Raw genomic sequence first — 23,143 nt, 5'->3', positions numbered from 1 at the left:
TTTTTTCTCTGAATAAGCGGAAAAATTACCCTTATTTACAGGCAAAACAAGCACCATGGTGTATATAACCGGAAAATCTCCGCTTATTTTACTTGTTACTTAATGAAGGACCGGGCGCTTTTGCCCGGTTTTTCTTAGCAGGGGAAGCAGCGTGAGCGCCGCTTCCCCCGTATTTGTGCTTGGAGGCGATTGATGCTCAATACGTTTTTCATGCATGGGTGAGATGAATCACGTATAATTGAGAGAAATAGTTCACACAAAGGGGTTTACGATTCATGCATAATGCAGTCATCAGTACTTTGTTGAATCATCGTTCCATTCGCAAGTTCAAAACACAGCCATTGTCGGAAGAACAAATAAAGTTGCTTGTTTCATGCGCACAGGCGGCATCTACGTCAAGTTTTACACAATCCTTTTCCATTATTGGCGTTGAGGATCCGGAAATCAAGAAACAGCTGCGCGCCATCTCCGGAGATCAGCCGTATGTTGAAGAAAATGGTTATTTCTTTGTCTTTGTTGCAGACCAGTATCGTAACAAAAAGATTGGTGATCAGAACGGAGCGGATACTTCGGTATTGGACACAACGCAAAGACTCACAGTTGCGCTTGGTGACGCTGCTTTTGCCGCTCAGAATATGGCTGTAGCCGCCGAATCCATGGGACTTGGAATCTGCTATATCGGAAGTATTCAGCGCGACATCGAGAAGACTGCGGAACTTTTGCATCTTCCGGACTATACGTTTCCGGTATTCGGCCTTGCGGTAGGCTATCCCGATCAGAATCCGGAAAAGCGGCCGCGGCTTCCGTTTGAAAACATCTTCCATAGAAATGTATATGAAGAGAAGGGAAACGAAGACGCATTAAACCAGTATGATCAAAAAGTCGCTGATTACTACCACACGCGGACAGGCGGCCGCCGTGACGAAACATGGACAGAACAAATCACGCATGGTTTGTCAGTGCCGCCACGTCTCGCTCTGAAGCCGTTTTTGGATAAGCATCATTTGGGCAGGCGCTGAGTGATGAGCGGTCAATCGTGGATGGCGATTGTCTTAAGAATCGTCGCAATGACAGGTGTTCAGTTTATCTCTTTGATCGGAGCACTTTTCATCGGCGGTTTTATTCTCGGATTTCTTGAGAGACAGGCAAATGGACGGGTGATCCATGCGTTCGGCATAAAGGGCATCTATTATACTGCCTGGTTGGGCACGCCGATTCATGAACTGAGTCATGCCGTTATGTGCTTGATCTTTCGTCATCGTGTGACTGAAGTCAAATTGTTGCAGGCGGTGGATACCGATGGAACGATGGGCTACGTGCGTCATGCATATAATCCAAACAGCCTTTACCAAAGGATTGGTAATCTTTTTATTGGTGTAGCACCGCTGATCGGCGGCAGCTTGATCATCGCGCTTTGCGCGAAATGGATGACTTATGATTCATCGCTCGCCTTCTTTGATTGGTCTCAGGCTCCGCAACAGTTCTCGTTCTTTGATTTGCCTTCATGGACAGCGCTGGGAAAAGCAATTCTTCAAATCTTTCAGAGCCTATTTGCTGTGTCTAATTACGGTCATCCTGCTTTCTGGCTGTTTGTTTTAATCGCACTATGTATCTCATCGCGTATGTCGCTGAGCAACGAAGACATCCGTGGTGCCGGGAGCGGGGCAGGCGCTCTTTTTGGACTTCTGCTTGTGGCAAATGCGCTCAGCGTACTGCTTGATCCGGCACTGCATATGCAGATTACCTATTGGATCGGACGTTTTAATTTTTTACTTATGGTCATGTTAAGCTTGTCCGTATTTTTCTCATTGCTTGTCTTATTAATCAGTCATTTGCTGTTTCTTACGGTTGGACGCAGGTGATTTCTAGAAAATAAAAAGCTGTTTTTAGTAAAGGGGGCTGTACAGTGATCTATAACGGATACATCGGTACCTATACAAAAGGAAAAAGCGAGGGCATTTATTCATTTGCTCTTGATACGACGCGCAAGAAACTTGTTGACTTGCATGCAGTCGCGAACCTCGGCAATCCAACCTATCTTGCGATTAGCAGCAATAACAATCATCTTTACTCCGTAGTGAAAAGAGGATCGGAGGGTGGAATTGCTGCTTTTACCATTGACACTTCGGGGGCACTTGAACCCCTCGGTCAAAGCCTGAAGACGGGCGCTTCTCCTTGTTATGTGAGTGTCGATCGGGAAGACAGGCGTATTTTGGATGGTAATTATCACGAGGGTACGGCGTGTGTATATGCACCTGATCCAAATCGAGGTGTTCGGTTAAAGGCGGAGATGAAGCACGAAGGATCAGGAGCAGATCCTGTTCGTCAGGAGGCGCCGCATATTCATTTTGCGAAATTTACCCCTGATAATCGTTTTGCGGTTACAGTAGATTTGGGGATTGACGCGCTGACAACCTACCATCTGACTGAGGATAGATGGATCAAGCAGAGTGAACTGAACTTTACGCCGGGCACCGGACCGCGTCATTTGGTGTTTCACCCGAATGCACCTTATGCTTATGTGATGACGGAGCTGAGTTCCGAAGTGATTGCGCTGCATTTTGACGAGAAGAACGGTAACTTTTCCATCATGCAGACAGTAAGCGCACTGCCTGCTGATTTTAAGGGACACAGTCAAGGTGCAGCAATTAAGATCAGTGCTGATGGGCGTTTTGTTTATGTGTCAAATCGCGGGCACAACAGTATTGCAGTATTCCAAATTGATGAGGAAAGCGGAAGAATTGCATTGATCGAGCATGCGGATACGATCGGAGACTGGCCGCGGGATTTTGAAATCGATCCAAGCGGACAATTTCTTGTTGTCGCAAACCAGAATTCCGAGGATCTCGTCTTGTTTGAGCGGGAGATGGTATCTGGCCATCTGAGCTTACTCGATGCAAAACTCTCGGTTCCGTATCCGGTATGTATTAAATTTATGCATGTGTAAGACTTATTGAAGCGTGTCCAATTCTTCGTTAACTTTTTGTTCTATTTTTTCAAGACAGGCATCGATGGTGTTCGCAAAAACGCGTTGCCCATTAACCATTGCGAACGGTTTTAAACTGCACATGCCGCATACGTTCAGGCAATCGTAGTTCATCACTGCGACTTCCGGGTGGCGGGCTATTTTTTCTAAGTGCTGAACGGTCAGCGATCCATAGTCGCATACTTCAACAGTGACAAGGCCTAAGCCTAAACCTTCGTTCATGATCAAACCTCCTTGCGCAAGCATTACTTCTATTTTAGCGATGTTTGGTATCCGAAATCAAGGAACGTGCCATAACGCAGAAATTCCGAAGTGAACGAAATCACTTCGGAATTTTCATTAATGTACAGCTTCGGTGTCGAGTGTCTTATTATAAACGTCGGAGACAAAATCCCAGTTAATGACATTGAAGAAATTCTTAACATATTCTGGACGCCTATTCTGGTACTTCAGATAATAGGCATGCTCCCAGACATCAAGGCCAAGCAACGGAGTTGCACCGTCCATGAGCGGACTGTCCTGATTCGGTGTATTGGTTACCTTCAAAACATTTTGCTTCGTGACCATCAACCAGGCCCAACCGGAACCGAATTGGCCGGTGGCTGCATTAGTGAAGGCTTCTTTGAATTTTTCAAAGCCGCCGAGCTGTTTATCAATTGCCTCAGCTAGCGCGCCGGTCGGTTTATTCGATCCTCCGGGAATAAGGACCTTCCAGAAAAAGCAATGGTTGTAGTGACCACCGCCATTGTTTCGGACTGCGGTTCGAATATCCTCCGGAACCTTATCCAAGTGAGCGATCAGGTCGGTCAGCGAGTTGTCTTTTAATTCCGGGTGCTTATCAAGGGCAGCGTTCAGGTTCGTGACGTAGGTCTGATGATGTTTGTCGTGGTGAATCATCATCGTTTCTTTGTCAATGTAAGGTTCCAGAGCGTCAGGAGCAAATTCGAGTGCGGGCAGTTCAAAATGACTCATAAACATCCTCCTTTTTACCAAATCGTTTGCCAACCCCAATTCTATTGAATCAATAATCGGCATTCTAAGCAATTAATGTGCCTCGAAACCTGCACTTCTATGTATCGATGACTATATGGATAAAAAAATGCGGATCCAATTGGACCTGCAACAAATTTCCGATCATTAAACACGTATGCCCGCACGCTTCATCAGTCGCTCGATTGCGATCTCAGCTTCACTTAAAACAAACGTTTGATCAATGGTTTTCATCTGTCGATTTTCCATAACAACGCGACCGTCAATGATCGTGGTTTCAACATCCGAGCTCTTGGCTGAATAGACAATTCGTGAAATCGGATCGGTGCCGAACATCGGGTTGCAATGGAAGTTATTGAGATTCAGTATGGCTAAATCGGCTTTTTTTCCGACTTCGAGGCTGCCGATCTCATGTTCCATGCCGACTGCTTTAGCCCCTTCAATCGTTGCCATGCGAAAAATGTGTTTGGCATTCATTGCCGTCGGTCCGTTTGCCGGTTTGTGAATGAGTGCAGCGAGCCGCATTTCCTGGAACATATCCAGATTGTTGTTGCACGGCGCGCCGTCTGCACCAAGACCGAGATTAATGCCTAGATCGGCCATTTGCGGCACTTGAGCAATCCCTGAAGCAAGCTTGAGATTGGAACCCGGGCAATGGCTGACATGAATGCCTCGTTTATGAATGATTTCTTTTTCTTTTTCGCTGAGCCAAATGCAATGGGCGAGGATCAGGCGTTTGCCGGCAAGCCCAATATGGTCAAGATAGACGATGTTGCGCATGCCGGTATCGTGCTCAACAATAGCAATTTCACCGCGATTTTCCGATGCATGTGTGTGAACAAAAACATTATAATGATCGGCGAGATCACGTACTTGGGTGAGCAGTGATTCAGTACATGAGATGACAAAACGCGGCGCGAATGCGTAACGGATTCGTCCGTTGTCATGACCGTTCCATTTTTCAAGCAGATCGACACTTTCGCGAATGGAATCATCCGTTTTCTCCTGGAGGCCAAGTGGCACGTCGCTGCCTTTATCCATCATGACTTTTCCGGACAGCGCACGTATCCCGCTTTCAGCAATTGCCTGAAATGCTTCGCCCGTATGATGTACGGTTTCCATATCGACAATGGTTGTCGATCCTCCAGAGATCAGTTCACCGATGCCGAGCAGTGCAGACAGATAAATTGATTCCTTATCATGCGCGGCTTCGAGCGGCCAAATACGTTCCCGAAGCCAGTCCATGAGTTCCAAATCATCTGCTTTTCCACGAAATAAGGTCTGGCAAAGGTGAATATGGGTTTGAATGAATCCGGGAATAATTGTTCTGCCGGTTCCGTCTATGACGCGATCATTCGGTTTGGGCTTTACAATTGTACCCACGGACTGGATGCGATCGGCTTCAATGACAAGGTCTCCATGAGTGATCGTTTCCTTTTGATCCATAGTGACAATTTCGGCATTTTTAATAATTGTTCGTTTCATTTCAGCCATCTCCAATTTGAAGTGTAGAAAACATTAGAAAACTTGCCGATTGGCAAGCCTTGGCGTAGACAGAGGCTTAGTTGCGACGGCCATGGACGGCCCAGTGTCCGGCTTGCCACAGGACGTGGCGTTATGCCGGACCACTTATACTATCTACCTCATCTTTTATATATAATTATTTTCTGATAGTAAAAAAAAGGCTACGAAAAATATGCGAACATATTCTTCGTAGCCGGGAATTTACGGTTCCCAGGTAGAAACCCTTAAACCGTATTATTAAGGATATACGAAAACAGAAAGGATGAAGTTTACGTAGTTAATAATAAGCGAATATGGAGAGATCGTCAATTATAATGTCAGCAAATCTAACAATCGGTATTCTTTAATACAGTAAATCTGACAAGTGATGAAGGAATTAGAATAATTAAAAAAGAACGACGGTTTTTCCAAGGATGTGCCTGACATTATTGCTGTACTGCAATAAAGAAATAAAACTGGATATTCATGAACAATAGAATATTCAGATACATGACATAGGAATTTATAAAGTACACAGCGCTCAATTTATATTATGATAGAAATAGATGTTTTTCATGTAAGGTTTTATTCCGTCACATGTGCTAAATTGTACTCAGCCTAACAAGGAGGGTTTAACTTGTCTGTATTGCATAAATTTCTTGATGAGAATATGGTTCAGGATTCATTTGAAGATACTGCTCTTTTGGAGAAGTACTGGTCTTCAGATTGGGGAAACCCGAATGCGGTTGGAAAGGTAAGAAAGGTATTTGTTCACCGTCCGGGAAATGAGGTCCATGAATTAAATAAAGCGAAGTTCGAACCGGAAGCCGGAGCGAGGATTCTTCGCGACACAAGTGGAAACATTGTCAGTTACAGCTTAAGCAAGGAGCCGTTGGATCTGGTGAAAATGCAGGAGCAGCACGATCGGATGACTAATATTTTGAAGCGGGAGGGTGTTGAGATTATTCCGCTTATTGAGGACGATCAACTGCTAACCAATAATCTATTTGCACGTGATGTCGGCATGGTGATTCCCGGCGGTCTGATTTTGGCGCGTTTCGCGTTGAAATTCAGATACGGAGAAACGCGTCGTACACTCCAGACAGCTGCTGAAATCGGTATGCCGGTGTTGGCATCTATTCAAGGCAAAGGCTTTGTGGAAGGCGGCAGCTTTATGGTATTCGACCGAAAAACGGCGATGGTCGGGCGCTCTATCCGCGTGAATCAGGCAGGTATCGATCAGCTGCGTGCCATTCTTTCTTGGCAGGGCATGGATCTTGTGGTTGTCGATCTGCCGTCCAGCATGATCCATCTTGACGAAGTATTCAATATGGTTGATGTCGATAAGGCACTTGTTGATCCGACGAATCTGCCGCATTGGTTCCTGCAGGATTTGCAACAACGCGGTGTCAAACTGATTTATACAGATCCGCTCGATCCGCCAATGACAACGAATTGTTTGTGCCTTGAGCCGGGAAAAGTTCTGTTTACGTCTCTTGGTGTCCGTACCATTGAGGCACTTGAAAAAGCCGGCGTTGAAGTCATTGCAATTCCTGTTGATGAATTGAATAAAATGGGCGGAGGTATCCACTGTTCCTCACTCGTGCTTCAGCGTGATCCGGTGGAATAATTCAGTAGAGAAGGTGGATTCTAAATGTATGAGGTCATTAAAAATTTGCCGGAAGAAGAGCAGATTGAAAAAATAGCGAGAGACCTTGTCAGCGTGAAAAGTGTCAACGGCACAGATGGAGAGTTTGCAATGGCAAAGGAACTGGAAACGATTCTCCGATCCTTTCCCTATTTCAAACAGCATCCAGAGAATGTCTGGACACAGGCATTGGAAGATGACAAGCTGGGCAGAAAGAATGTCTTTGCATTCCTTGAAGCCCCAATTGAAAAGAAACAGACCATCATTTATCATGGTCATATGGATACGGTCGGCATTGACGACTTTGGCTCCCTTGAAGCGCATGCGCTGGATCCTGATTACCTTCAGCACTATTTTTCCAAATATGAAAAAGACAGTGATGTGCAAAAAGATGCTGTCTCCGGAGACTGGCTTTTCGGCAGGGGTATGCTGGATATGAAAAGCGGCGACGCCGTCCATCTGAGTAATCTTCTCTATTATTCAGAACATCCGGATCAATTGAAGGGCAATCTTCTGGTGATGTTCAACCCGGTCGAAGAGAATGACCATGAGGGTGTTATGGAAGCAACGCGAGAGCTGATCCGCCTGCAGAAGGAACGGGGGCTTGAGTTTTTGCTGGCCATTAATGGTGACTTCAACAGTCCGCTCTATAAAGGTGATTCGCGGCGCTATATCTATACAGGTTCGGCAGGCAAGCTGCTTGGGTGCTTCTATATCCGCGGAAGAGAAACTCATGTCGGTGAGACACTTTCGGGCATTGATCCGACACTGATCGCGAGCAAGGTCAACAATGCGTTGAACAATAATATGGATTGCGCCGAGCAGATTTCTGATGAGGTCATTCTTCCTCCGTCTTGTCTTTTTTTAAGAGACAGAAAAGCATTCTATAATGTGCAAACGGCAGGAACAACGCATCTGTATTTTAACTATTTTCTCTATGAACGCACGCCGAAAGAAGTGCTTGCTCAATTGAAAATAGTCGCGAAAGAGGCTTGTGACGATCTTGCGTCATTTCTTCAGAAACAATATACTATATTCTCGAAGAACTGCGGGCTTGAAGGACAAGCACCGGAATGGTCGACTGATGTACTGAGCTATGAAGAATTCGTCGAAGAGCTCGCTCAGAAGGGGGTTCCGGTTGATGAAATCACGGATCAAGTCGTTCAGGCGAATCCGGACGAAGATTTTCGGCAGGTCAGTTTCAAGGTGATTGAGGCACTTGAAAATCGTTCCGGAGACAAACGTCCTAAGGTGATTATCTTTTTTGCTCCGCCGTACTGCCCGCATAATTATCTGCGCGATGAGGTTGCGGCAGAGAAACGTTGCGATGAAATCCTTGATCAGGTTCTGCACCAAGCTGAGAACGAGACCGGCGAGCAATTTGCCAAGAAACGCTTTTTCCCTTATCTCGCCGACAGCAGCTACCTTGCGATGAGTGAGACGGCGGAAGAAACGGCAGCGATCATTGGAAACTTCCCTGCATGGGGCAAAACCTACAGTGTACCGCTCGACCAGATTCGCGAGCTGAACATCCCCGTTCTTGACATGGGCGTCTATGGTAAACGGGCGCATACATGGATGGAACGTGTCTACAAGCCCTATTCATATGGTGTGCTTCCGAAGCTGATCCGTTCAATGACCGAACAAGTTTTTGCAGATTAAAGAAAACGTTTTTAATTCCTTAACAAGGGAATCAACAATAAAAAAAGAGGCGAATGATTAATGATGAAAAAAATGGGTTTAGTTATGATGGCTCTGCTGCTGATTGTACTCTCAGCGTGCAGCAGTTCAGGAAGCAGTGATTCAAGCAAAAAGAAAACAATTGTCATGGGCACGAGCGCCGATTATCCGCCGTTTGAATCGGTAGATACGGCAAATGGAAACAAGATTGTCGGCTTTGATCTTGATTTGGCAAAGTATATTGCTGATCAACTTGGCTACAAGTTGGAAATCAAAAATCAAGATTTCAATGGTTTGATTGCTGCGTTGAATAGTAAAAAAGTCGATTTTGTTATGGCGGGTATGGTGAATACACCGGAACGAAGAAAAAATGTTGAATTCTCTCAAACCTATTTTAATGATTACCAAGTTATCCTCTCCAAAAAAGGTGCTAAAATCAATAGTGTAGAAGACCTTAAAGGCAAGAAGGTCGGTGTCCAGCTTGGTACGACTCAAGAGACACTCGCTGTTAAATTAAATAAAACAATCCCTATGAATATTCAGAGATGGGACAAGCTGAATGAAATGGTTGAAGCAATGCGTGCAGGTAAACTTGATGCAATCATTACGGTAAGTTCAGTTGCTTATGGTTATACAAGCAAAGACAAAAATATGCATCAATTTAAGGCAATTGTGGACGGAAAACCTGAATCGGATCCAATCAGTGCAGCATTTCCAAAGAAAAGTAAGCTAGCTGCTGAATTTGATAAAGCGATTACTAAGGCTAAGAAAAATGGAAAACTTGATGAACTTGTTAATAAGTGGATAAAAAATCAGTAATCGAATTGTTTTATCCAAGGGGTGGAAAAGGACAGAATGAATGAATTAATCAGTGGCTTTAAACAAGTAGTTCCTTCAATCCCGTATATCGTCAGCGGTATCTGGGTTTCATTAGGAATTGCCGCTGGTGCAGCCATTCTTGGCTTTATCGGTGGTATCCTGCTTTCCTTGTGTAAGATTGGTCGAATCAAATTGTTGCGTGGACTAGCAAATATGTATACTTCTGTTTTTCGAGGAACTCCGCTAATCCTTCAGTTGGCCATTGCATATTTTGGCATTCCACAAATTTTTAATATGGGCGATGTTAATCCTCTGACATGTGCAATTTTGACTTTTGGTCTGAATTCGGCAGCTTATATGTCTGAAATCATTCGCGGAGGAATAAATGCTGTCGACAAAGGTCAGCTGGAGGCGGCGAAAGCATTAGGTGTATCCTATTGGCCAACAATGAAGGATATTATATTGCCTCAAGCAATTAAAAATATTTTGCCGGCAATCATGAACGAATTTATCACGTTGACAAAGGATACAGCCTTAGTATCGACAATAACTGTAACCGAACTAATGCGTCGTTCACAAATTGTTGCAGCTAACATTTACAACTATTTTCCGCCAATGCTTATTTCACTAGTCATGTATTATATTATCGTAATGATCTTGACCTATCTTGGTCGTCGACTTGAAAGGAGGATGCGCCGCAGTGATTGATGCAGAACATATTTATAAAAATTTTGGCGATATACATGTGTTGAAGGATGTTACCTTGCAAGTTAACAAAGGTGAAGTAGTCGTCATCATTGGACCATCCGGCTCCGGAAAATCAACCTTTCTGCGCTGTATCAATCTTCTTGAGCATCCGACCTCAGGTAAGGTCATGGTTGATGAGGACAATTTGACTACGATGAAACCTAAGCAGGTGATCAAAGTACGGGAAAAAGTTGGTATGGTTTTTCAGCACTTTTATCTTTTTCCACATAAAACCGTACTTGAGAACTTGATTTACGCACCGATGAAAGTTAAAGGACTCTCAAAAGATGATGCGGTCAAGAGAGCAGAAGAGCTACTTAATAAAGTTGGGCTGCTTGAGAAAAAGAACCAGTATCCGAACAAACTTTCAGGCGGGCAAAAGCAACGGGTTGCCATTGCGCGCTCGCTTGCAATGGAACCAGACTATATGCTGTTTGATGAACCGACCTCGGCACTTGATCCGGAAATGGTCAAAGAAGTGCTCGATGTTATTCAGTCACTCGCTGAATCCGGAATGACGATGATTATCGTTACGCATGAGATGGGGTTTGCCAAACAGGTGGCCAACAAAGTCGTCTTCATGGATGATGGCAGGATTCTGGAATCCAACACGCCTGAAGCCTTTTTCAGCCATCCAAGCACAGAGCGTGCTCAGGATTTTTTGGAAAAGATTCTTTAATGGATGGTATTCCAGTTCTGTTCAATTAAACGGATTAAGTGCATGGTTTTCTGATCACGCAGCTTGTGCGTTGCAATCACAAGAGAGGTTTGAATTTCAATCGGTTTCTTGTTTAAAGGTATTTCATACAACTGGCGTGAAGCCAGTTCTTTTTTAACAAGATTGCGACTGATTAACCCAACGCCGATGTCATTCATAACAGCACTCTTGACCGCTTCCAGGCTGCTGGATTCAATGATTTTAGTCGGATGGATGCCGTTTTCCTGCATATAGCTGTTCATTTGTTCTTCAAACGGGCCGGCAATTTCATATTTGATGAACGGATAGCGTTCAAGGAGTTCGCGGTCGGCATACTGTTCAGCCAATGTTTGCGATGCGATCAGAATTAAATCTTCCTTCTCTGAGATTTTGACATTTGTGATGCCTGCTTTCATATAAGATCCTGAGATGACGCCGATATCGAAGCTGTTGCTGTTAATGCCTGCGATCACTTTGTCACTCGTGCATGACACGAGTTTGATTCCGATTTCGGGATAAGCATCAAGAAACTGCCGGATAATCGGTGGAAAGTAATGCGTGCAGAAGGTTTCCGATGCTGCAATGGTGAGCTTGTTTGCTGTCTGATTTTCTTCGTGCAAAGCAGCATCCATTTGATCCAGGATGGGGAAGAGCTGGTCCGTATAGTGTTTTACGATTTCTCCATGAGCAGTAAGAAAGGTTTGCTTGCCGATTCGGAAGAAGAGTGAATGACCGATTTCTTTCTCAAGCGCGCGGACTTGTGCCGTGACGGTCGGCTGGGAGAAATTCAGTTGTTTGGCGGCTTGTGTGAAATTCAGCAGCTCTGCTGCCACCTGAAAAGTTTTTAATTGTCTGAGTTCCATCGTTCATTCCTCCAGTGAGTGATCGAACAAGCACGAATTTTGACGCAGTAAAAGTAAATAAACGATTGTTTAAACTCATTATATAATATTGTGTGACATAGCGGCCTTTTGATGAGGATCTTCTAAATTTTTATTAAAAAGAGGTATAAGTAAAATGCCGGAAAAAAGCATGTATGAAAAATCATTAGATCTGTTTCCGCCGATTGCGTTGCGTGCAACGCAGCTTGGCGTTGTCAAAGGCGAAGGTGCCTACGTGTGGGATGAGAACGGGAAGAAGTATTTGGACTTTGCCAGCGGTGTTGCGGTTGTTAATTGCGGCCACAACCATCCCTATGTTGTACAGAAGGCTAAGGAGCAGATGGATCAACTGATTCATGGCGGTCATAATGTTGTTTATTATCCTTCTTATATTAAACTGGCTGAGAAAATTCTCGGTCATGTTGGCTCAGATTATAAAATCTATTTTTCGAACAGCGGGGCAGAGGCTAATGAGGCGGCGATTAAGCTTGCTAAGCAAGTCACCCACCGTCCCGGCATTATTACGTTTAAGCACAGCTTCCACGGACGGACACTTGCGACAACGACGCTGACAGCTTCAAATGCGAAATATCGTCGCAACTATGAAGGGCTGCTGCCGAGTGTTTATTATGCGGACTATCCCTATGCAACACGATCCGGTCTGACTGAAGAACAGGAAGTGGCGCGCTGCCTGAACTCACTTAAAGAAATATTCCATGATTTGATTGAACCGGAACAGGTGGCCTGCATGATTATGGAACCGATTCAAGGTGAGGGCGGCTACATTGTTCCGCCGAAGTCGTTCCTGCAAGCGATTCGCAAAATTTGCGATGAACATGGTATCTTGCTTGTGTTCGATGAGGTTCAGACCGGATTCGGGCGCACGGGTAAAATTTTTGCCTATGAAAACTTTGACGTGAAGCCGGATATTATGTCACTGGCAAAAGCGATTGCCAACGGTTTCCCGCTTAGCGCCTTGGTAGCAAAACGCGAGCTCATGGATCAATGGCCGGCTGGGACGCATGGCGGGACCTTCGGCGGCAACCCGGTCGCGTGCGCGGCCGGTGTCGCAGTCTTTGAATTGCTTGAAGGAGGACTTGTCGATAATGCAGTTGAAGTCGGCTCCTACTTTAAAGGGAAACTGCTTGAATTTGCGAAACAGCATGACGAAGTGCTTGAGGTCAGAGGACTCGGCCTGATGATCGGCATTGAGTTTGTTGATCATGACGGAAAACCTGATGGCGACCTCGTTGCTGCGATTCGGGCCAATGCGTTGAAAAAAGGCTTAATTCTGCTTAACTGCGGCGTCGATCATAATGTGATTCGCTTTATTCCGCCGCTGATTGTGACCAAGGAACAAATTGACGACGCCTTCGCGATTTTCAGTGAAAGTTTCGAAGCGGCGCTTGCAGAGGCTGCCCAGAAAAATTAAAGAATAATGGATTAAACATAAAAAAGCGGAATCCCCATTTGTTGGGATTCCGCTTTTATTACTTTCGTGTAAAGAATTGGATGATAAACAGGATGGCTGCGGCGACAAGGAGCAGGTAAATGATTGCTCCACCGACTTTAAGCAGCAAGAGTACGAGCCAGATGAGAAACAGAATGACGATCAGCGACCATATAAGGCTGAGCATGTTTATTCCTCCCTTTTAGATTAGTATGAGCAAAAGAATTGTGATTCATCACATGAAAATCGAAAAGACACTGATCATGAGAATGCCGATTACGGAAAGCATGCAGCCCATGACGGTATAGGTTTTTAACGTGTCCTTGATGTTCAGATCAAAGTACTCCTTGAACAGCCAGAATCCGGGGTCGTTGACGTGTCCGCCGAATACACTGCCGGCACCGGTGGCAAGAACAATGAGGGTGGGACTGACTCCGGTTGCTCCGACCAATGGGGCAGCAACCCCGGCGGCAGTAAGAGCAGCAACTGTGCTGGACCCGATGCAGACACGAATCAGCACGGTAACCACCCATGCCAGAACGAGCGGCGACAGAGGAGAACCCTTGAAGAGATGGGCGACATAATCACCGACGCCGCCTGTAATCATGACTTCTTTAAGCGCGCCACCGGCTCCGATAATCAGGAGCAGCATTGAAATTTGTCGGATCGCTTTTGTAATTGTCTTTTCCACATCTTCCATAGTGCGCTTTTGCCGGATGCCCATGGCATAGAGTGCAAACAGGACGCTGATCATCATCGCACCAGGCGGGGATCCGATTAGTTGAATGATTTGATCAAGAAGCTTTGGAAATGAGATCAAATCGGTGACCAGTGTTGCTGAAATCATCAACAGGACAGGAAGGAGACAGGTGAAGATACTGAGTGATAAAGACGGTACTTGATCATCATCAAAATGTCTTTTCTTATCAAGCAGTTCCTCGTTTCCGGAATGTGTGTAAACTTTAGGCATCAAACGGAAAAGCAGCCGATTCAATAAGGTGCCCCCGACAATGACGGCCGGTATGGCGATGCACAGGCCAACAAGGAGCACATAGGCCGTATTGGCATGATAGCTTTGAACAAGAGCGGTTGGTGCCGGATGCGGAGGCAAGAAACCATGAGTTGCCATTAAGGCGGCAATCATTGGCATGCCCACATAGAGCAGTGGTACGCCTAGAGCAAGTCCGATTTCAAAAACGATTGGAAGCAGGAGTACTAGGCCAACTTCGAAGAATAAGGCAATACCAATGATGAATGAAGCAAAGATTACTGCTAACTGAATACGCTTTTTACCGAACTTTTTCGCAAGCGAGATCGCGATTCTGTGCGCACCGCCTGCATCGGCAACGAGTTTGCCAAGGATGGCGCCGAGCCCGAAGATTAAAATGAGATCGCCGAGCTGCTCGCCAATGCCTTTTTCGATAACAGAAATAATCTTTGTAAGTGGCAAGCCTAATCCAAGTGCAACAAGAAAGGAAACAATGAGCAGTGAGATAAATGTATTGAGATTAAACTTCATAATGAGTATGAGTAATACAATTACGCCTAAGGCGACTATAAGTAATGGCAGAAAAATCACTTCTTTTTAAATTTTTTTGGTCATTTTTTCAGTCATTCATGTGAATGAGCTTTTGATGAACCTGATGTAAAAGCCGAAGTTATTTTAATGACGCGGTGATTGTAAATGGATTGAGAAATTAATTTTCATAGCAAAACGAATTTATCCTGATCACGAGAGTTCCAATCCCTGCTCCTTATGTTCTCTATACCCGCATTTCAGCAAGACAAAACATGTCCGTAAAAAACTGAAAGGATGCGCTGCGCAGCAAGAAACGATAGAATGAATGAAGAGATTGCGCGGAGGTGATATCAGTTGAACATAAAAACGATTATGCTTGATTTAGACGGGACGACTCTGACACCGGATAATCAAGTGACTCCTGAATTGAACGGTTACCTTAAGAAACTCAGTGCGCACGGCAAGAATGTATTCGTCGTCACGGGACGTTCGGAGGTTGATGCGCTTAATGTACTGCCCGATGATTTTCCGGCAGCCGGAATGGTTGCTGCAAATGGAATGACTGTATTCGCGGGAACGGCAAAAATTTTTCAAAGCGTCCTGCCAAAAGCACTTGTCGAGCACATGCTTCATTACTCGGAACAGCATAAGATGTACTATCAGCTGCATCCGGTCGGCGGAAGAAGAACGATTCTAAGCCGAGATAGGCACTATATAATCAATGAAATTAATGATAAAAGGCCGGAGTCGGTATCGGTTAACGAGTGGCTGTCGCGAAGGCAAGCGGTGCTTGAGGACATGGTTTGGAAGGAGACGCTGACTGACGACGAATTGGCACAGATCGTCAAGATGTATTTTTTCAGCGAAGATGTAGCGAAAATGGATGCGTGGAAGAATGATTTGCGCCAACTGCAGGAAAAATTCGCGTTTGACTATTTTTCTTCGTCACATAACAATGTTGAATTAGTAGGAAAGAATATTTCAAAAGCGAGCGGAATTCGAATCTTACTGGATCATTATCATCTGTCTCCCGACAATGCGCTTGCGGTTGGTGATGGAGAAAATGATTTGCCAATGTTTCAACTAGCAGGCCACTCTGCCGCTATGAAGAATGCCCCGGAGCATGTAAAGGAACAGGCAGAATGGGTGACTGACGCCTCATATGCTGAAAATGGGCTCTATAAATTTCTGTATCATACGTTTCATTAGGAAGGTTAGGAATGACGATCACCGTGTCGTCATTTTTTTGTTCCAAATTTTAAGATTTTGTCTCGCGGGTATGACTATATGGTCATAAGAGGTTGATTGCCAACCCGCACATATCGGTTGAGCGATCAGGTTAAGCACCCAATTTGATAAATAGACGGAAAAATTCCGCTTCATTAGAAAATGAATGAAAAAATTGCTTAAATAGACGGATAAATGCCCCTTATCGAATTAAAAGACGTGAAAATGGAGGGTTTTGCTTTGCATAACCGGAAAAATTACCCTTATGTACCCGCAAAACATCCTCCATGATGCATATAACTGGAAAATCTCCGCTTATTTTATAAGAGGCAATGCGAAGACAACCGCATCCGGAGGCCGTAATGACTGAGTGCTTTTGCCCGGTTTTTCTAGTTGAGTACATGTTTGGATTTATTCATCATTTTTGCAGTTGCTTTCTAGCGGTCTTCCGATATAATAAATAGGTTGTTTATTTTTTCTCCGAGATCTATAAATATGCGTGTATTATCCCTCGTTCGCAAAATTGTCACAGATCTATTTTTCCGCTCTGGTATCCTAAAAAATGCAATCCATACGCTAGACTCCTACATATTGTGTTATGTATCCTATTGATCCTACTACATATTGTATTATAATATTGTTTATCGGAACTATGGGGGCGGACATGATGATTAAAGAACCGGTATATAAAGAAAAATCATTAGATGACAAGATTCGTGACTTAATCAATATGGATGAATATGTCGCCAATGAAAACGCGAATAAAGATGAAAAAGTATTTAATACGCAGCGCGATTTGCTCGCGGGCGTGGCGGCCAGAGATTTCGCACTCCGCCATATTTTGCCAAAGGAATTTGCCGATGCGCATAATCAGGGGATTATCCACTTCCATGATTTGGATTACTCGCCGTTTTTCTCTATGTATAACTGCATGCTGATTGATTTTAAAGGCATGCTTGAGAAAGGGTTCTCGATCGGCAATGCTGACGTGGAACAGCCGAGATCGATCAAGACGGCGACCGCGCTGGTTGCTCAGATTGTCGCCAATGTATCCTCGAATATTTATGGCGGCACATCGTTTAATCGTGCGGATGAAGTATTGGAACCTTATGCGAGAACGAGCTTCAGCAAATACTTGGAAACCGCAAAGACTTGGATTTCGGATCCTGCAGAACAAGAACATTACGCTTACGCGATGACTGAGAAAGAAATTTACGACTCGATGCAGTCGCTTGAATATGAAATTAACACCCTTTTTTCAAGCAATGGTCAGACACCTTTCTTTACTCTAAACTTCGGTCTTGGCCGTTCATGGTTTGCCCGCGAGATTCAGAAAGCGATTTTGAAGGTGAGAATTATCGGGCTTGGCCGAGATCATAAAACAGCGGTGTTTCCGAAACTCGTGTTCACGATTAAACGCGGGTTAAATCTAAACGAAGACGATCCAAACTATGATATTAAGAAAATGGCTTTGGAATGCGCCACGAAACGGATGTATCCGGATATTTTGAACTATGACCGAATTGTTGAAGTGACCGGGGACTTCAAGGCGCCGATGGGCTGCCGTTCATTCCTGCCTTCTTATCAGGAGAACGGACAATACATTACAGACGGTCGTAACAATATGGGTGTTGTCACGCTGAATATTCCAAGGATCGCAATCGAGTCAAATGGCGACAAAACTGCTTTTTGGAGTTTATTTGAAGAACGGCTGGATCTGGTATGCCGCGCATTGCTCTTCCGAATTCATACACTGGATAAAGTGGAAGCGAAAAACGCACCGATTCTCTATCAGTACGGTGCAACCGGAAAACGTCTGCACGCCGATGAACCGGTACAGGACATTTTCAAGAATGGTCGGGCGACTGTGTCCATGGGCTACATCGGACTTTACGAAGCGGCGACGGTGTTCTATGGTCCGAATTGGGAACATAATCCGGAAGCAAAAACCTTTACACTCGATATTGTGAAACGGTTTAAGTCGCTGTCGGACGAATGGCGCAAGAAGACAGGCTATGCGTTCAGTGTCTATGCGACACCTTCAGAAAGCTTGACCGACCGCTTCTGCAGACTGGACAAGCAGCATTTCGGGAGCATCAAGGACATAACAGATAAAGATTACTATACGAATAGTTTTCACTACGACGTGCGCAAGAAAATCAACCCATTTGAAAAAATTGATTTTGAAAAGGATTATGAACCCTACACGGGAGGCGGCTTTATTCATTACTGCGAGTTCCCATCCTTGGTAAACAACCCCGAAGGACTGGAAACAGTATGGGATTACGCCTATGACCGAATCGGGTATTTCGGTACAAACACGCCAATTGATAAATGCTATGAATGCGGCTATGAAGGCGAGTTCGAATCAACGGCAGCCGGGTTCAAATGCCCAAGCTGCGGCAATCATAATCCGGAAACAACGTCCTGCATCCGCCGGCTGTGCGGTTACTTGGGTTCCGTGATTCAGCGCAAGCCGATCAAAGGACGTCTGAAGGAAATCAACAGCCGCGAGAAGCAGCAGAGTTGAAGAGAAAAGAGGACAAGTCACACCGATTATGAATTACGCCGATTATAAACGCTTTGATTTTTTGAATGGAACGGGAGTCAGGCATTCCTTGTTTGTCAGCGGCTGCCATTTTCACTGCAAGGGCTGTTGGAATGCAATCGCTTGGAATCCTGACTTCGGTAAGCCATATACGGATGAAGTGGAGAACAAAATCATTGATGATTTAAATCGTTCGGACGGTAAAGTTCAGGGATTGTCGCTGCTCGGCGGCGAGCCGTTTGATCACCCAAACACCCTGACAAAACTCGTCGAGCGTGTGAAGAACGAATGTCCGGATAAGGATATTTGGTGCTGGACCGGATTTCTCTATGAAGATTTGCTTGAGGATTCGGAGCGGCGGGAAATGCTCGACCAAATCGATGTGCTTGTGGATGGACCGTTTGATATGACAAAACGGAACTTGAAGCTGAAATTCCGCGGGTCATCGAATCAGCGCGTCATCAACGTCAATGAATCAATGAAAAAGGGACAAGTAATCTTAAATGTTCAATAAAATGATTAAAAAGCCAGAAACTGCGCAATACGCGAGGTTCTCTGGCTTTTTCTGTCTAGTCTTTTTCTGCTTCATCCATGGCGAGATTTGCGAGTTGATCGGCGCGTTCGTTGTATTCGACACCGTGATGCCCCTTGACCTTATTGAAGGTAATCTTTTCTTGCGCCTGCGCGAGATCATTCAGTCGCATCCACAACTCTTTATTTTTAACGGCTTTTCCGCCTGCTGTCTTCCAGCCTTTTTTAATCCACCCTGAAATCCAGCTGTTCATGCCATTCACTACATAAGCGCTGTCTATGTAGAATGCGACCGGGATTTGCCGTGATTTGAGCGATTCAAGCGCGCGGATTGCCGCCGTCAGTTCCATCACGTTATTGGTTGTGTTATGCATGCCTCCGCGAAGCTCTTTGACATGATCACCGTATTTTAAAATGGCTCCCCAGCCGCCGACATTATGGTCACTCTGGTTTCCCCGGCATCCGCCGTCGCAATAAATAATGATTTCATCCAAATTGATTCACCTGTTTCCGCTAAATTCGTATCACTTCATGATTCTATGCTACCTTGTGCGAATCCTGTGTAAGCTGTTCTAAGTATAATTGGAAAACTTGGCTTTGCAAAGTCTCCGCGCAGGCAAAGTCTTAGTTGCACCTATACTAAATTCCGCTCATTTTTTTATACTTATTTGTGCAAAAATATTGTAGACTGTTCGAACTGGCTGGTTCATGAATCATTTCCAAGGATTTGATTAAGAAAAACGCTCTGAAATACGCTAAAATGAGAGTATTAGAGAAAAAGAGACTGCGGCAGGAGAACAGATATCAGGTCAGGGAATGGGGCGTGTTTGATTGTGAAGATTGGAATACTGGGTGCAGGGGCTATCGGCTGCTACTATGGCGGAGTTTTAGCGAAGGAAAAATTGGACGTGACCTTTATTGCCAAAGGACGGACACTTGAGCGGCTGCATGATCACGAACTGATTGTGAAAAGTATTGCCGGCGATTTTTCGCTACCGGTAAAAGTTAGAGACGCAGAAAATCTGGAAGAGGATTTTTCTTTCGATTATATTTTGTTAGCGATTAAATCTACTGCTTTAGAAGCTGTGATTCCTGAATTGAGTGCACTCATGGGACCGAAAACGAAGGTTATCTGTCTGCTTAACGGAATCGGCAATGAAGAACGACTCGCTGAAATTTTCGGTGCTGATCATGTGATTGGCGGCTCCGCGTTTATTTCAATCATTCGCGAAGCACCGGGCGTGGTGAACCATGTCGGCGACGGCACACTCGTTATCGGCGAATGGCAGGAAGACAGTCAGGTAAACGAAACGCTTCATGAACTCAAAGAAGCTTTGCTGCATTCAGGGGCTGAGGTGCGGATCACGAATCATATTCGACAGATTAAATGGGAAAAATTACTTTGGAATATCACCTATAATCCGTTAACTGCTTTAACGCGAACACGCGTTGGAGAAGCGCTGGCAGACTCGGATCTTCATGGGTTGTTAGAACGAATCAGCGAAGAGTTTCTTGAGGTTGCGGCGAAATCAGGAATTCAAATCGGCGAGCAGTACATAACAGGTCTTTTGTTTCCTGACGAAAAGATCCAGAATCATAAAACGTCGATGCTCCAGGATCTTGAGAATGGCCGTGAAATGGAATTGGATGCTATTCTCGGTTTCGCTATTCAGACTGCTGACCGATGCGGTGCGCAAGTACCAACGATTAAGACTATTTACCATTTGCTTCGATTTATGGAGCGAAGAAATCAATAATGCTTATGAGCGCCGGTTTTCCTAGAGGGGATTATGAATGCGTTATGTGAAACGAATGGTTGCGATACTAATGGTTCTGATTATGATCGTTTGTGTTGCCTTTATGGTGGTTCTCTTACAGAATCGAGACGATCGAGAAGGATCTTCTGAACGAACGCAAAAAGAACAGAAGGGTAATCCGGCAGCGCTAAAAAAGACTTTGCCTAAACATGAAAAAAAACCTGCTGTGACAGAGAAAAAGCTGAGCGCTCCATATGTCAGTCAAAAGCCTGAACTGCCCAATGGCTGTGAAGTAACGAGCCTGACGATGCTGCTGCAATCTGCCGGTGTAAAAATCAATAAAATGCAGCTCGCGGAACAGATAAAAAAGGTTCCTTTTCAGTCAGGAGCACTGAAAGGCAATCCGAATGAAGGATTTGTAGGCAATATGTACCACGGCAGTCGAGCAAATCCGGGATTTGCCGTCTATCATGGACCGGTTGCCGACTTGGCGCGCCGCTATTTAGGCGAGCGTGTGATTGATATGACCGGCAAGCCGTGGTCAGCGATTGAAAAACAAATGGCTTCGGGCAAGCCGGTATGGACGATAACGAGTATTAATTTTCAGCCCATTCCGGAGAGTGCATGGCAGAACTGGCCGACAAAGCAAGGAACAATTCGCATCACTTTTAAGGAACATTCCGTTTTGCTGACCGGATTTGACAAAAATTATGTCTATTTTAATGATCCGCTTGCTGGCAAACCAGGAACCAAGTCAAGTAAACAAGCTTTTATAAAAGCCTGGCACCAATTCGGAAATCAAGCCATTTCTTATACAACTCATTAAGACACACGAAAAGCCCAGTTCGGGCTTTTTTGCAAGTTAAGAAAGTATAAAATTTTGCCCCGTATTTAAACGAATAACTCAGTGGCTTGGCCGAAAATCAAAGCGGAGGTGTGAAACGCCTGCGGGATCAGGTGCCAGCGAGACCCGCAGATTTCTACTTGTCTGAGGAGGCTCGCGGTGTGCCCGCGGTCGCGCTCAGTTGATGCGAGTAACCGAAGCGATGATTCAACACTGTAAAGACACAAACCAATCACACATGGCTGGAGATTAAGGACCGGGCGCTTTTTGCCCGGTTTTTCTTTTTAATGAAAACAAAAAAGTCGGATAAACGATTTGCCTATGAAATTTGGAGTATAAAAAAATGAATTACTCTTTTCTGAAAAAGAAATTTTAATCCATTCGGGACCGTTGTTGGTCACGTAATACGATTTTCAGAATTTCGATATGAAAGAGCGGGAACAGGAGGGGGAAAACCGTCTGTTTCGGTGATTTTGATTCATCAATTTGAATAAAACAAGAAACAAGCGAACTGAATCTTATTAATCATAAATTACTTTTTATCAAAGAACGTAATTAAAATACTGTGCCAAATAACCTACTTAAATCGGCTAAATTGTTAATTATTCGTTACAAAACGAGTGAAATCAACACTTTACACTAAACTAATTCCATAACTTACCGATATATCTAGTAAAAATATAATCTATCATTTAGATCATACTCGGGGGTAACTTATAATGAGCCCAAATCGTAATTTTACTATTGTCGGAGCTTTCGCGGCTGCAGCAGCGGTAGCAACGGTTACAGGAGTTCCTGTTCATGCATCTGCAGATGCTTTCGAAACCTATCAAGCGAAAGCCAAAACGAATTTGAATGTACGTAGTACACCTGGCACTGAACAACAGCAAATCGGCATGCTTAAGAAGGATCAGACGTTTGAAGTCATTGGAATAGACAAAGAAAGTGAAAAGGGGAATTGGCTGAAGATCAAATATGAAGGACGAACAGCATATGTTGACGGCTACTATACAGAGAAAGTCTCGGAAAGCTCGACTGGCACGCCAAGTCTGTCTGTGCAGTCGGTTGCCAGTTATCAGGGGACAGCATCTGCAAACTTGAATGTACGCCTTTTACCATCCACGCAGGGAACAGTGCTCACAACATTGAAAAAAGGTGCCACTGTTACAGTTACCGGAAAAACGAGTGACGGTTGGTTACAGATCCAGTATAAAGACGGATCTGCTTATGTTTCCGCAGATTACATAAAGACGGGTACTGCTTCTGAAACGAGTTCATCGGCAAGCGAACAAACTCTTTATACCGGGACTACAACG

The 23,143-nt window shown here is 44.7% G+C and carries 22 protein-coding genes and 1 riboswitch; of the genes, 15 read left to right on the top strand and 7 right to left on the bottom strand.

The annotated features are described in order from the left end of the window. The first annotated feature begins 275 nt into the window (after positions 1 to 275). The 3 genes from nfsA to NOM01_RS16230 are packed head-to-tail and all read left to right on the top strand — an operon-like array spanning position 276 to position 2,947. On the top strand, positions 276 to 1,019 hold the full coding sequence (gene nfsA / locus NOM01_RS16240; protein WP_255749619.1) for an oxygen-insensitive NADPH nitroreductase: 744 nt from the start codon (positions 276 to 278) through the stop codon (positions 1,017 to 1,019). A 3-nt stretch (positions 1,020 to 1,022) separates the two neighbouring features. After that, complete coding sequence (locus NOM01_RS16235) at positions 1,023 to 1,862, top strand: hypothetical protein (RefSeq protein ID WP_255749618.1); 840 nt, start codon at positions 1,023 to 1,025, stop codon at positions 1,860 to 1,862. Between the two features lie 44 nt (positions 1,863 to 1,906). Then, positions 1,907 to 2,947, top strand: coding sequence for a lactonase family protein (locus NOM01_RS16230; RefSeq protein WP_255749617.1), 1,041 nt, complete (start codon positions 1,907 to 1,909; stop codon positions 2,945 to 2,947). A 3-nt stretch (positions 2,948 to 2,950) separates the two neighbouring features. On the opposite strand, the gene NOM01_RS16225 is transcribed toward NOM01_RS16230, so the two are convergent. The 3 genes from NOM01_RS16225 to NOM01_RS16215 form a co-directional block, all read right to left on the bottom strand. After that, the gene (locus tag NOM01_RS16225) at positions 2,951 to 3,208 is read right to left on the bottom strand and encodes a YuzB family protein (RefSeq protein ID WP_255749616.1); all 258 of its coding nucleotides are present in this window, start codon (positions 3,206 to 3,208) and stop codon (positions 2,951 to 2,953) included. A gap of 117 nt (positions 3,209 to 3,325) precedes the next feature. After that, the gene (locus NOM01_RS16220; RefSeq protein WP_255749615.1) at positions 3,326 to 3,958 is read right to left on the bottom strand and encodes a superoxide dismutase; all 633 of its coding nucleotides are present in this window, start codon (positions 3,956 to 3,958) and stop codon (positions 3,326 to 3,328) included. Positions 3,959 to 4,123: 165 nt separating this feature from the next. Next, positions 4,124 to 5,461, bottom strand: a complete 1,338-nt coding sequence (locus NOM01_RS16215; RefSeq protein ID WP_255749614.1) for a 5'-deoxyadenosine deaminase — start codon at positions 5,459 to 5,461, stop codon at positions 4,124 to 4,126. Between the two features lie 209 nt (positions 5,462 to 5,670). Beyond that, a riboswitch (purine riboswitch) is annotated at positions 5,671 to 5,771 on the bottom strand. Between the two features lie 345 nt (positions 5,772 to 6,116). Here NOM01_RS16215 and NOM01_RS16210 point away from each other — a divergent pair. Genes NOM01_RS16210 through NOM01_RS16190 form a run of 5 tightly spaced genes read left to right on the top strand, consistent with a single transcriptional unit; the run spans position 6,117 to position 11,052 of the window. Beyond that, entirely contained in the window at positions 6,117 to 7,109 is a 993-nt protein-coding gene (locus NOM01_RS16210; RefSeq protein WP_255749613.1) for a dimethylarginine dimethylaminohydrolase family protein, read from the top strand. Positions 7,110 to 7,133: 24 nt separating this feature from the next. Beyond that, on the top strand, positions 7,134 to 8,789 hold the full coding sequence (locus NOM01_RS16205; RefSeq protein WP_255749612.1) for a M20/M25/M40 family metallo-hydrolase: 1,656 nt from the start codon (positions 7,134 to 7,136) through the stop codon (positions 8,787 to 8,789). 60 nt (positions 8,790 to 8,849) lie between these two features. Beyond that, entirely contained in the window at positions 8,850 to 9,626 is a 777-nt protein-coding gene (locus tag NOM01_RS16200; protein WP_255749611.1) for an ABC transporter substrate-binding protein, read from the top strand. Positions 9,627 to 9,662: 36 nt separating this feature from the next. Beyond that, the gene (locus NOM01_RS16195; RefSeq protein WP_255749610.1) at positions 9,663 to 10,334 is read left to right on the top strand and encodes an amino acid ABC transporter permease; all 672 of its coding nucleotides are present in this window, start codon (positions 9,663 to 9,665) and stop codon (positions 10,332 to 10,334) included. Next, positions 10,327 to 11,052 (top strand): amino acid ABC transporter ATP-binding protein, encoded by a 726-nt coding sequence (locus NOM01_RS16190; RefSeq protein ID WP_255749609.1) that lies wholly within the window; start codon positions 10,327 to 10,329, stop codon positions 11,050 to 11,052. Before NOM01_RS16195 ends, NOM01_RS16190 begins: the two co-directional genes overlap by 8 nt. On the opposite strand, the gene NOM01_RS16185 is transcribed toward NOM01_RS16190, so the two are convergent. Continuing rightward, entirely contained in the window at positions 11,049 to 11,933 is an 885-nt protein-coding gene (locus NOM01_RS16185) for a LysR family transcriptional regulator (RefSeq protein ID WP_255749608.1), read from the bottom strand. The genes NOM01_RS16190 and NOM01_RS16185 overlap by 4 nt on opposite strands. 154 nt (positions 11,934 to 12,087) lie before the next feature. On the opposite strand from NOM01_RS16185, the gene NOM01_RS16180 reads away from it, so the two are divergent. Next, positions 12,088 to 13,383 (top strand): aspartate aminotransferase family protein, encoded by a 1,296-nt coding sequence (locus tag NOM01_RS16180; RefSeq protein WP_255749607.1) that lies wholly within the window; start codon positions 12,088 to 12,090, stop codon positions 13,381 to 13,383. Positions 13,384 to 13,441: 58 nt separating this feature from the next. Here the strand turns inward: NOM01_RS16180 and NOM01_RS16175 are convergent, their stop codons facing one another. Both NOM01_RS16175 and NOM01_RS16170 read right to left on the bottom strand, forming a co-directional pair. Beyond that, complete coding sequence (locus NOM01_RS16175; RefSeq protein WP_255749606.1) at positions 13,442 to 13,588, bottom strand: DUF5670 family protein; 147 nt, start codon at positions 13,586 to 13,588, stop codon at positions 13,442 to 13,444. A 48-nt stretch (positions 13,589 to 13,636) separates the two neighbouring features. Beyond that, complete coding sequence (locus tag NOM01_RS16170; RefSeq protein WP_255749620.1) at positions 13,637 to 14,971, bottom strand: gluconate:H+ symporter; 1,335 nt, start codon at positions 14,969 to 14,971, stop codon at positions 13,637 to 13,639. Positions 14,972 to 15,274: 303 nt separating this feature from the next. Here NOM01_RS16170 and NOM01_RS16165 point away from each other — a divergent pair, with 303 nt between their 5' ends. From NOM01_RS16165 to nrdG, 3 genes are all read left to right on the top strand, one after another. Beyond that, positions 15,275 to 16,129, top strand: coding sequence for a Cof-type HAD-IIB family hydrolase (locus NOM01_RS16165; protein WP_255749605.1), 855 nt, complete (start codon positions 15,275 to 15,277; stop codon positions 16,127 to 16,129). A gap of 685 nt (positions 16,130 to 16,814) precedes the next feature. Then, complete coding sequence (gene nrdD, locus NOM01_RS16160; protein WP_255749604.1) at positions 16,815 to 18,677, top strand: anaerobic ribonucleoside-triphosphate reductase; 1,863 nt, start codon at positions 16,815 to 16,817, stop codon at positions 18,675 to 18,677. Between the two features lie 28 nt (positions 18,678 to 18,705). Next, entirely contained in the window at positions 18,706 to 19,209 is a 504-nt protein-coding gene (gene nrdG / locus NOM01_RS16155) for an anaerobic ribonucleoside-triphosphate reductase activating protein (RefSeq protein ID WP_255749599.1), read from the top strand. A 55-nt stretch (positions 19,210 to 19,264) separates the two neighbouring features. Here nrdG and rnhA read toward each other — a convergent pair whose 3' ends face one another. Further along, positions 19,265 to 19,720 carry a ribonuclease HI gene (gene rnhA / locus NOM01_RS16150; RefSeq protein ID WP_255749598.1) on the bottom strand — a complete coding sequence of 152 codons (456 nt, stop codon included), beginning with the start codon at positions 19,718 to 19,720 and terminating at the stop codon, positions 19,265 to 19,267. Between the two features lie 339 nt (positions 19,721 to 20,059). On the opposite strand from rnhA, the gene NOM01_RS16145 reads away from it, so the two are divergent. The 3 genes from NOM01_RS16145 to NOM01_RS16135 all read left to right on the top strand — a co-directional run. After that, positions 20,060 to 20,983 carry a ketopantoate reductase family protein gene (locus NOM01_RS16145; RefSeq protein WP_255749597.1) on the top strand — a complete coding sequence of 308 codons (924 nt, stop codon included), beginning with the start codon at positions 20,060 to 20,062 and terminating at the stop codon, positions 20,981 to 20,983. Between the two features lie 37 nt (positions 20,984 to 21,020). After that, complete coding sequence (locus NOM01_RS16140) at positions 21,021 to 21,809, top strand: C39 family peptidase (protein WP_255749596.1); 789 nt, start codon at positions 21,021 to 21,023, stop codon at positions 21,807 to 21,809. 737 nt (positions 21,810 to 22,546) lie between these two features. Continuing rightward, positions 22,547 to 23,143, top strand: a 597-nt coding sequence (locus tag NOM01_RS16135; protein WP_255749595.1) for an SH3 domain-containing protein, incomplete at its 3' end; no start/stop codon positions are given.

This window comes from Sporolactobacillus sp. STSJ-5 (assembly GCF_024385605.1).
GTDB lineage: Bacteria > Bacillota > Bacilli > Bacillales > Sporolactobacillaceae > Sporolactobacillus.
Note: the sequence above shows the minus strand (reverse complement) of the source record. Positions and strands in the feature narration are given on the sequence as shown.

What these genes read in the sequence shown, in the direction of transcription:
- NOM01_RS16185 (WP_255749608.1), bottom strand. Translation starts at nt 11,933, where the DNA reads ATGGAACTCAGACAATTAAAAACTTTTCAGGTGGCAGCAGAGCTGCTG.
- NOM01_RS16205 (WP_255749612.1), top strand. Translation starts at nt 7,134, where the DNA reads ATGTATGAGGTCATTAAAAATTTGCCGGAAGAAGAGCAGATTGAAAAA.
- NOM01_RS16140 (WP_255749596.1), top strand. Translation starts at nt 21,021, where the DNA reads ATGCGTTATGTGAAACGAATGGTTGCGATACTAATGGTTCTGATTATG.
- NOM01_RS16215 (WP_255749614.1), bottom strand. Translation starts at nt 5,461, where the DNA reads ATGAAACGAACAATTATTAAAAATGCCGAAATTGTCACTATGGATCAA.
- NOM01_RS16200 (WP_255749611.1), top strand. Translation starts at nt 8,850, where the DNA reads ATGATGAAAAAAATGGGTTTAGTTATGATGGCTCTGCTGCTGATTGTA.
- NOM01_RS16225 (WP_255749616.1), bottom strand. Translation starts at nt 3,208, where the DNA reads ATGAACGAAGGTTTAGGCTTAGGCCTTGTCACTGTTGAAGTATGCGAC.
- nrdG (WP_255749599.1), top strand. Translation starts at nt 18,706, where the DNA reads ATGAATTACGCCGATTATAAACGCTTTGATTTTTTGAATGGAACGGGA.
- NOM01_RS16195 (WP_255749610.1), top strand. Translation starts at nt 9,663, where the DNA reads ATGAATGAATTAATCAGTGGCTTTAAACAAGTAGTTCCTTCAATCCCG.
- nfsA (WP_255749619.1), top strand. Translation starts at nt 276, where the DNA reads ATGCATAATGCAGTCATCAGTACTTTGTTGAATCATCGTTCCATTCGC.
- NOM01_RS16235 (WP_255749618.1), top strand. Translation starts at nt 1,023, where the DNA reads ATGAGCGGTCAATCGTGGATGGCGATTGTCTTAAGAATCGTCGCAATG.
- NOM01_RS16180 (WP_255749607.1), top strand. Translation starts at nt 12,088, where the DNA reads ATGCCGGAAAAAAGCATGTATGAAAAATCATTAGATCTGTTTCCGCCG.
- NOM01_RS16220 (WP_255749615.1), bottom strand. Translation starts at nt 3,958, where the DNA reads ATGAGTCATTTTGAACTGCCCGCACTCGAATTTGCTCCTGACGCTCTG.
- NOM01_RS16175 (WP_255749606.1), bottom strand. Translation starts at nt 13,588, where the DNA reads ATGCTCAGCCTTATATGGTCGCTGATCGTCATTCTGTTTCTCATCTGG.
- nrdD (WP_255749604.1), top strand. Translation starts at nt 16,815, where the DNA reads ATGATTAAAGAACCGGTATATAAAGAAAAATCATTAGATGACAAGATT.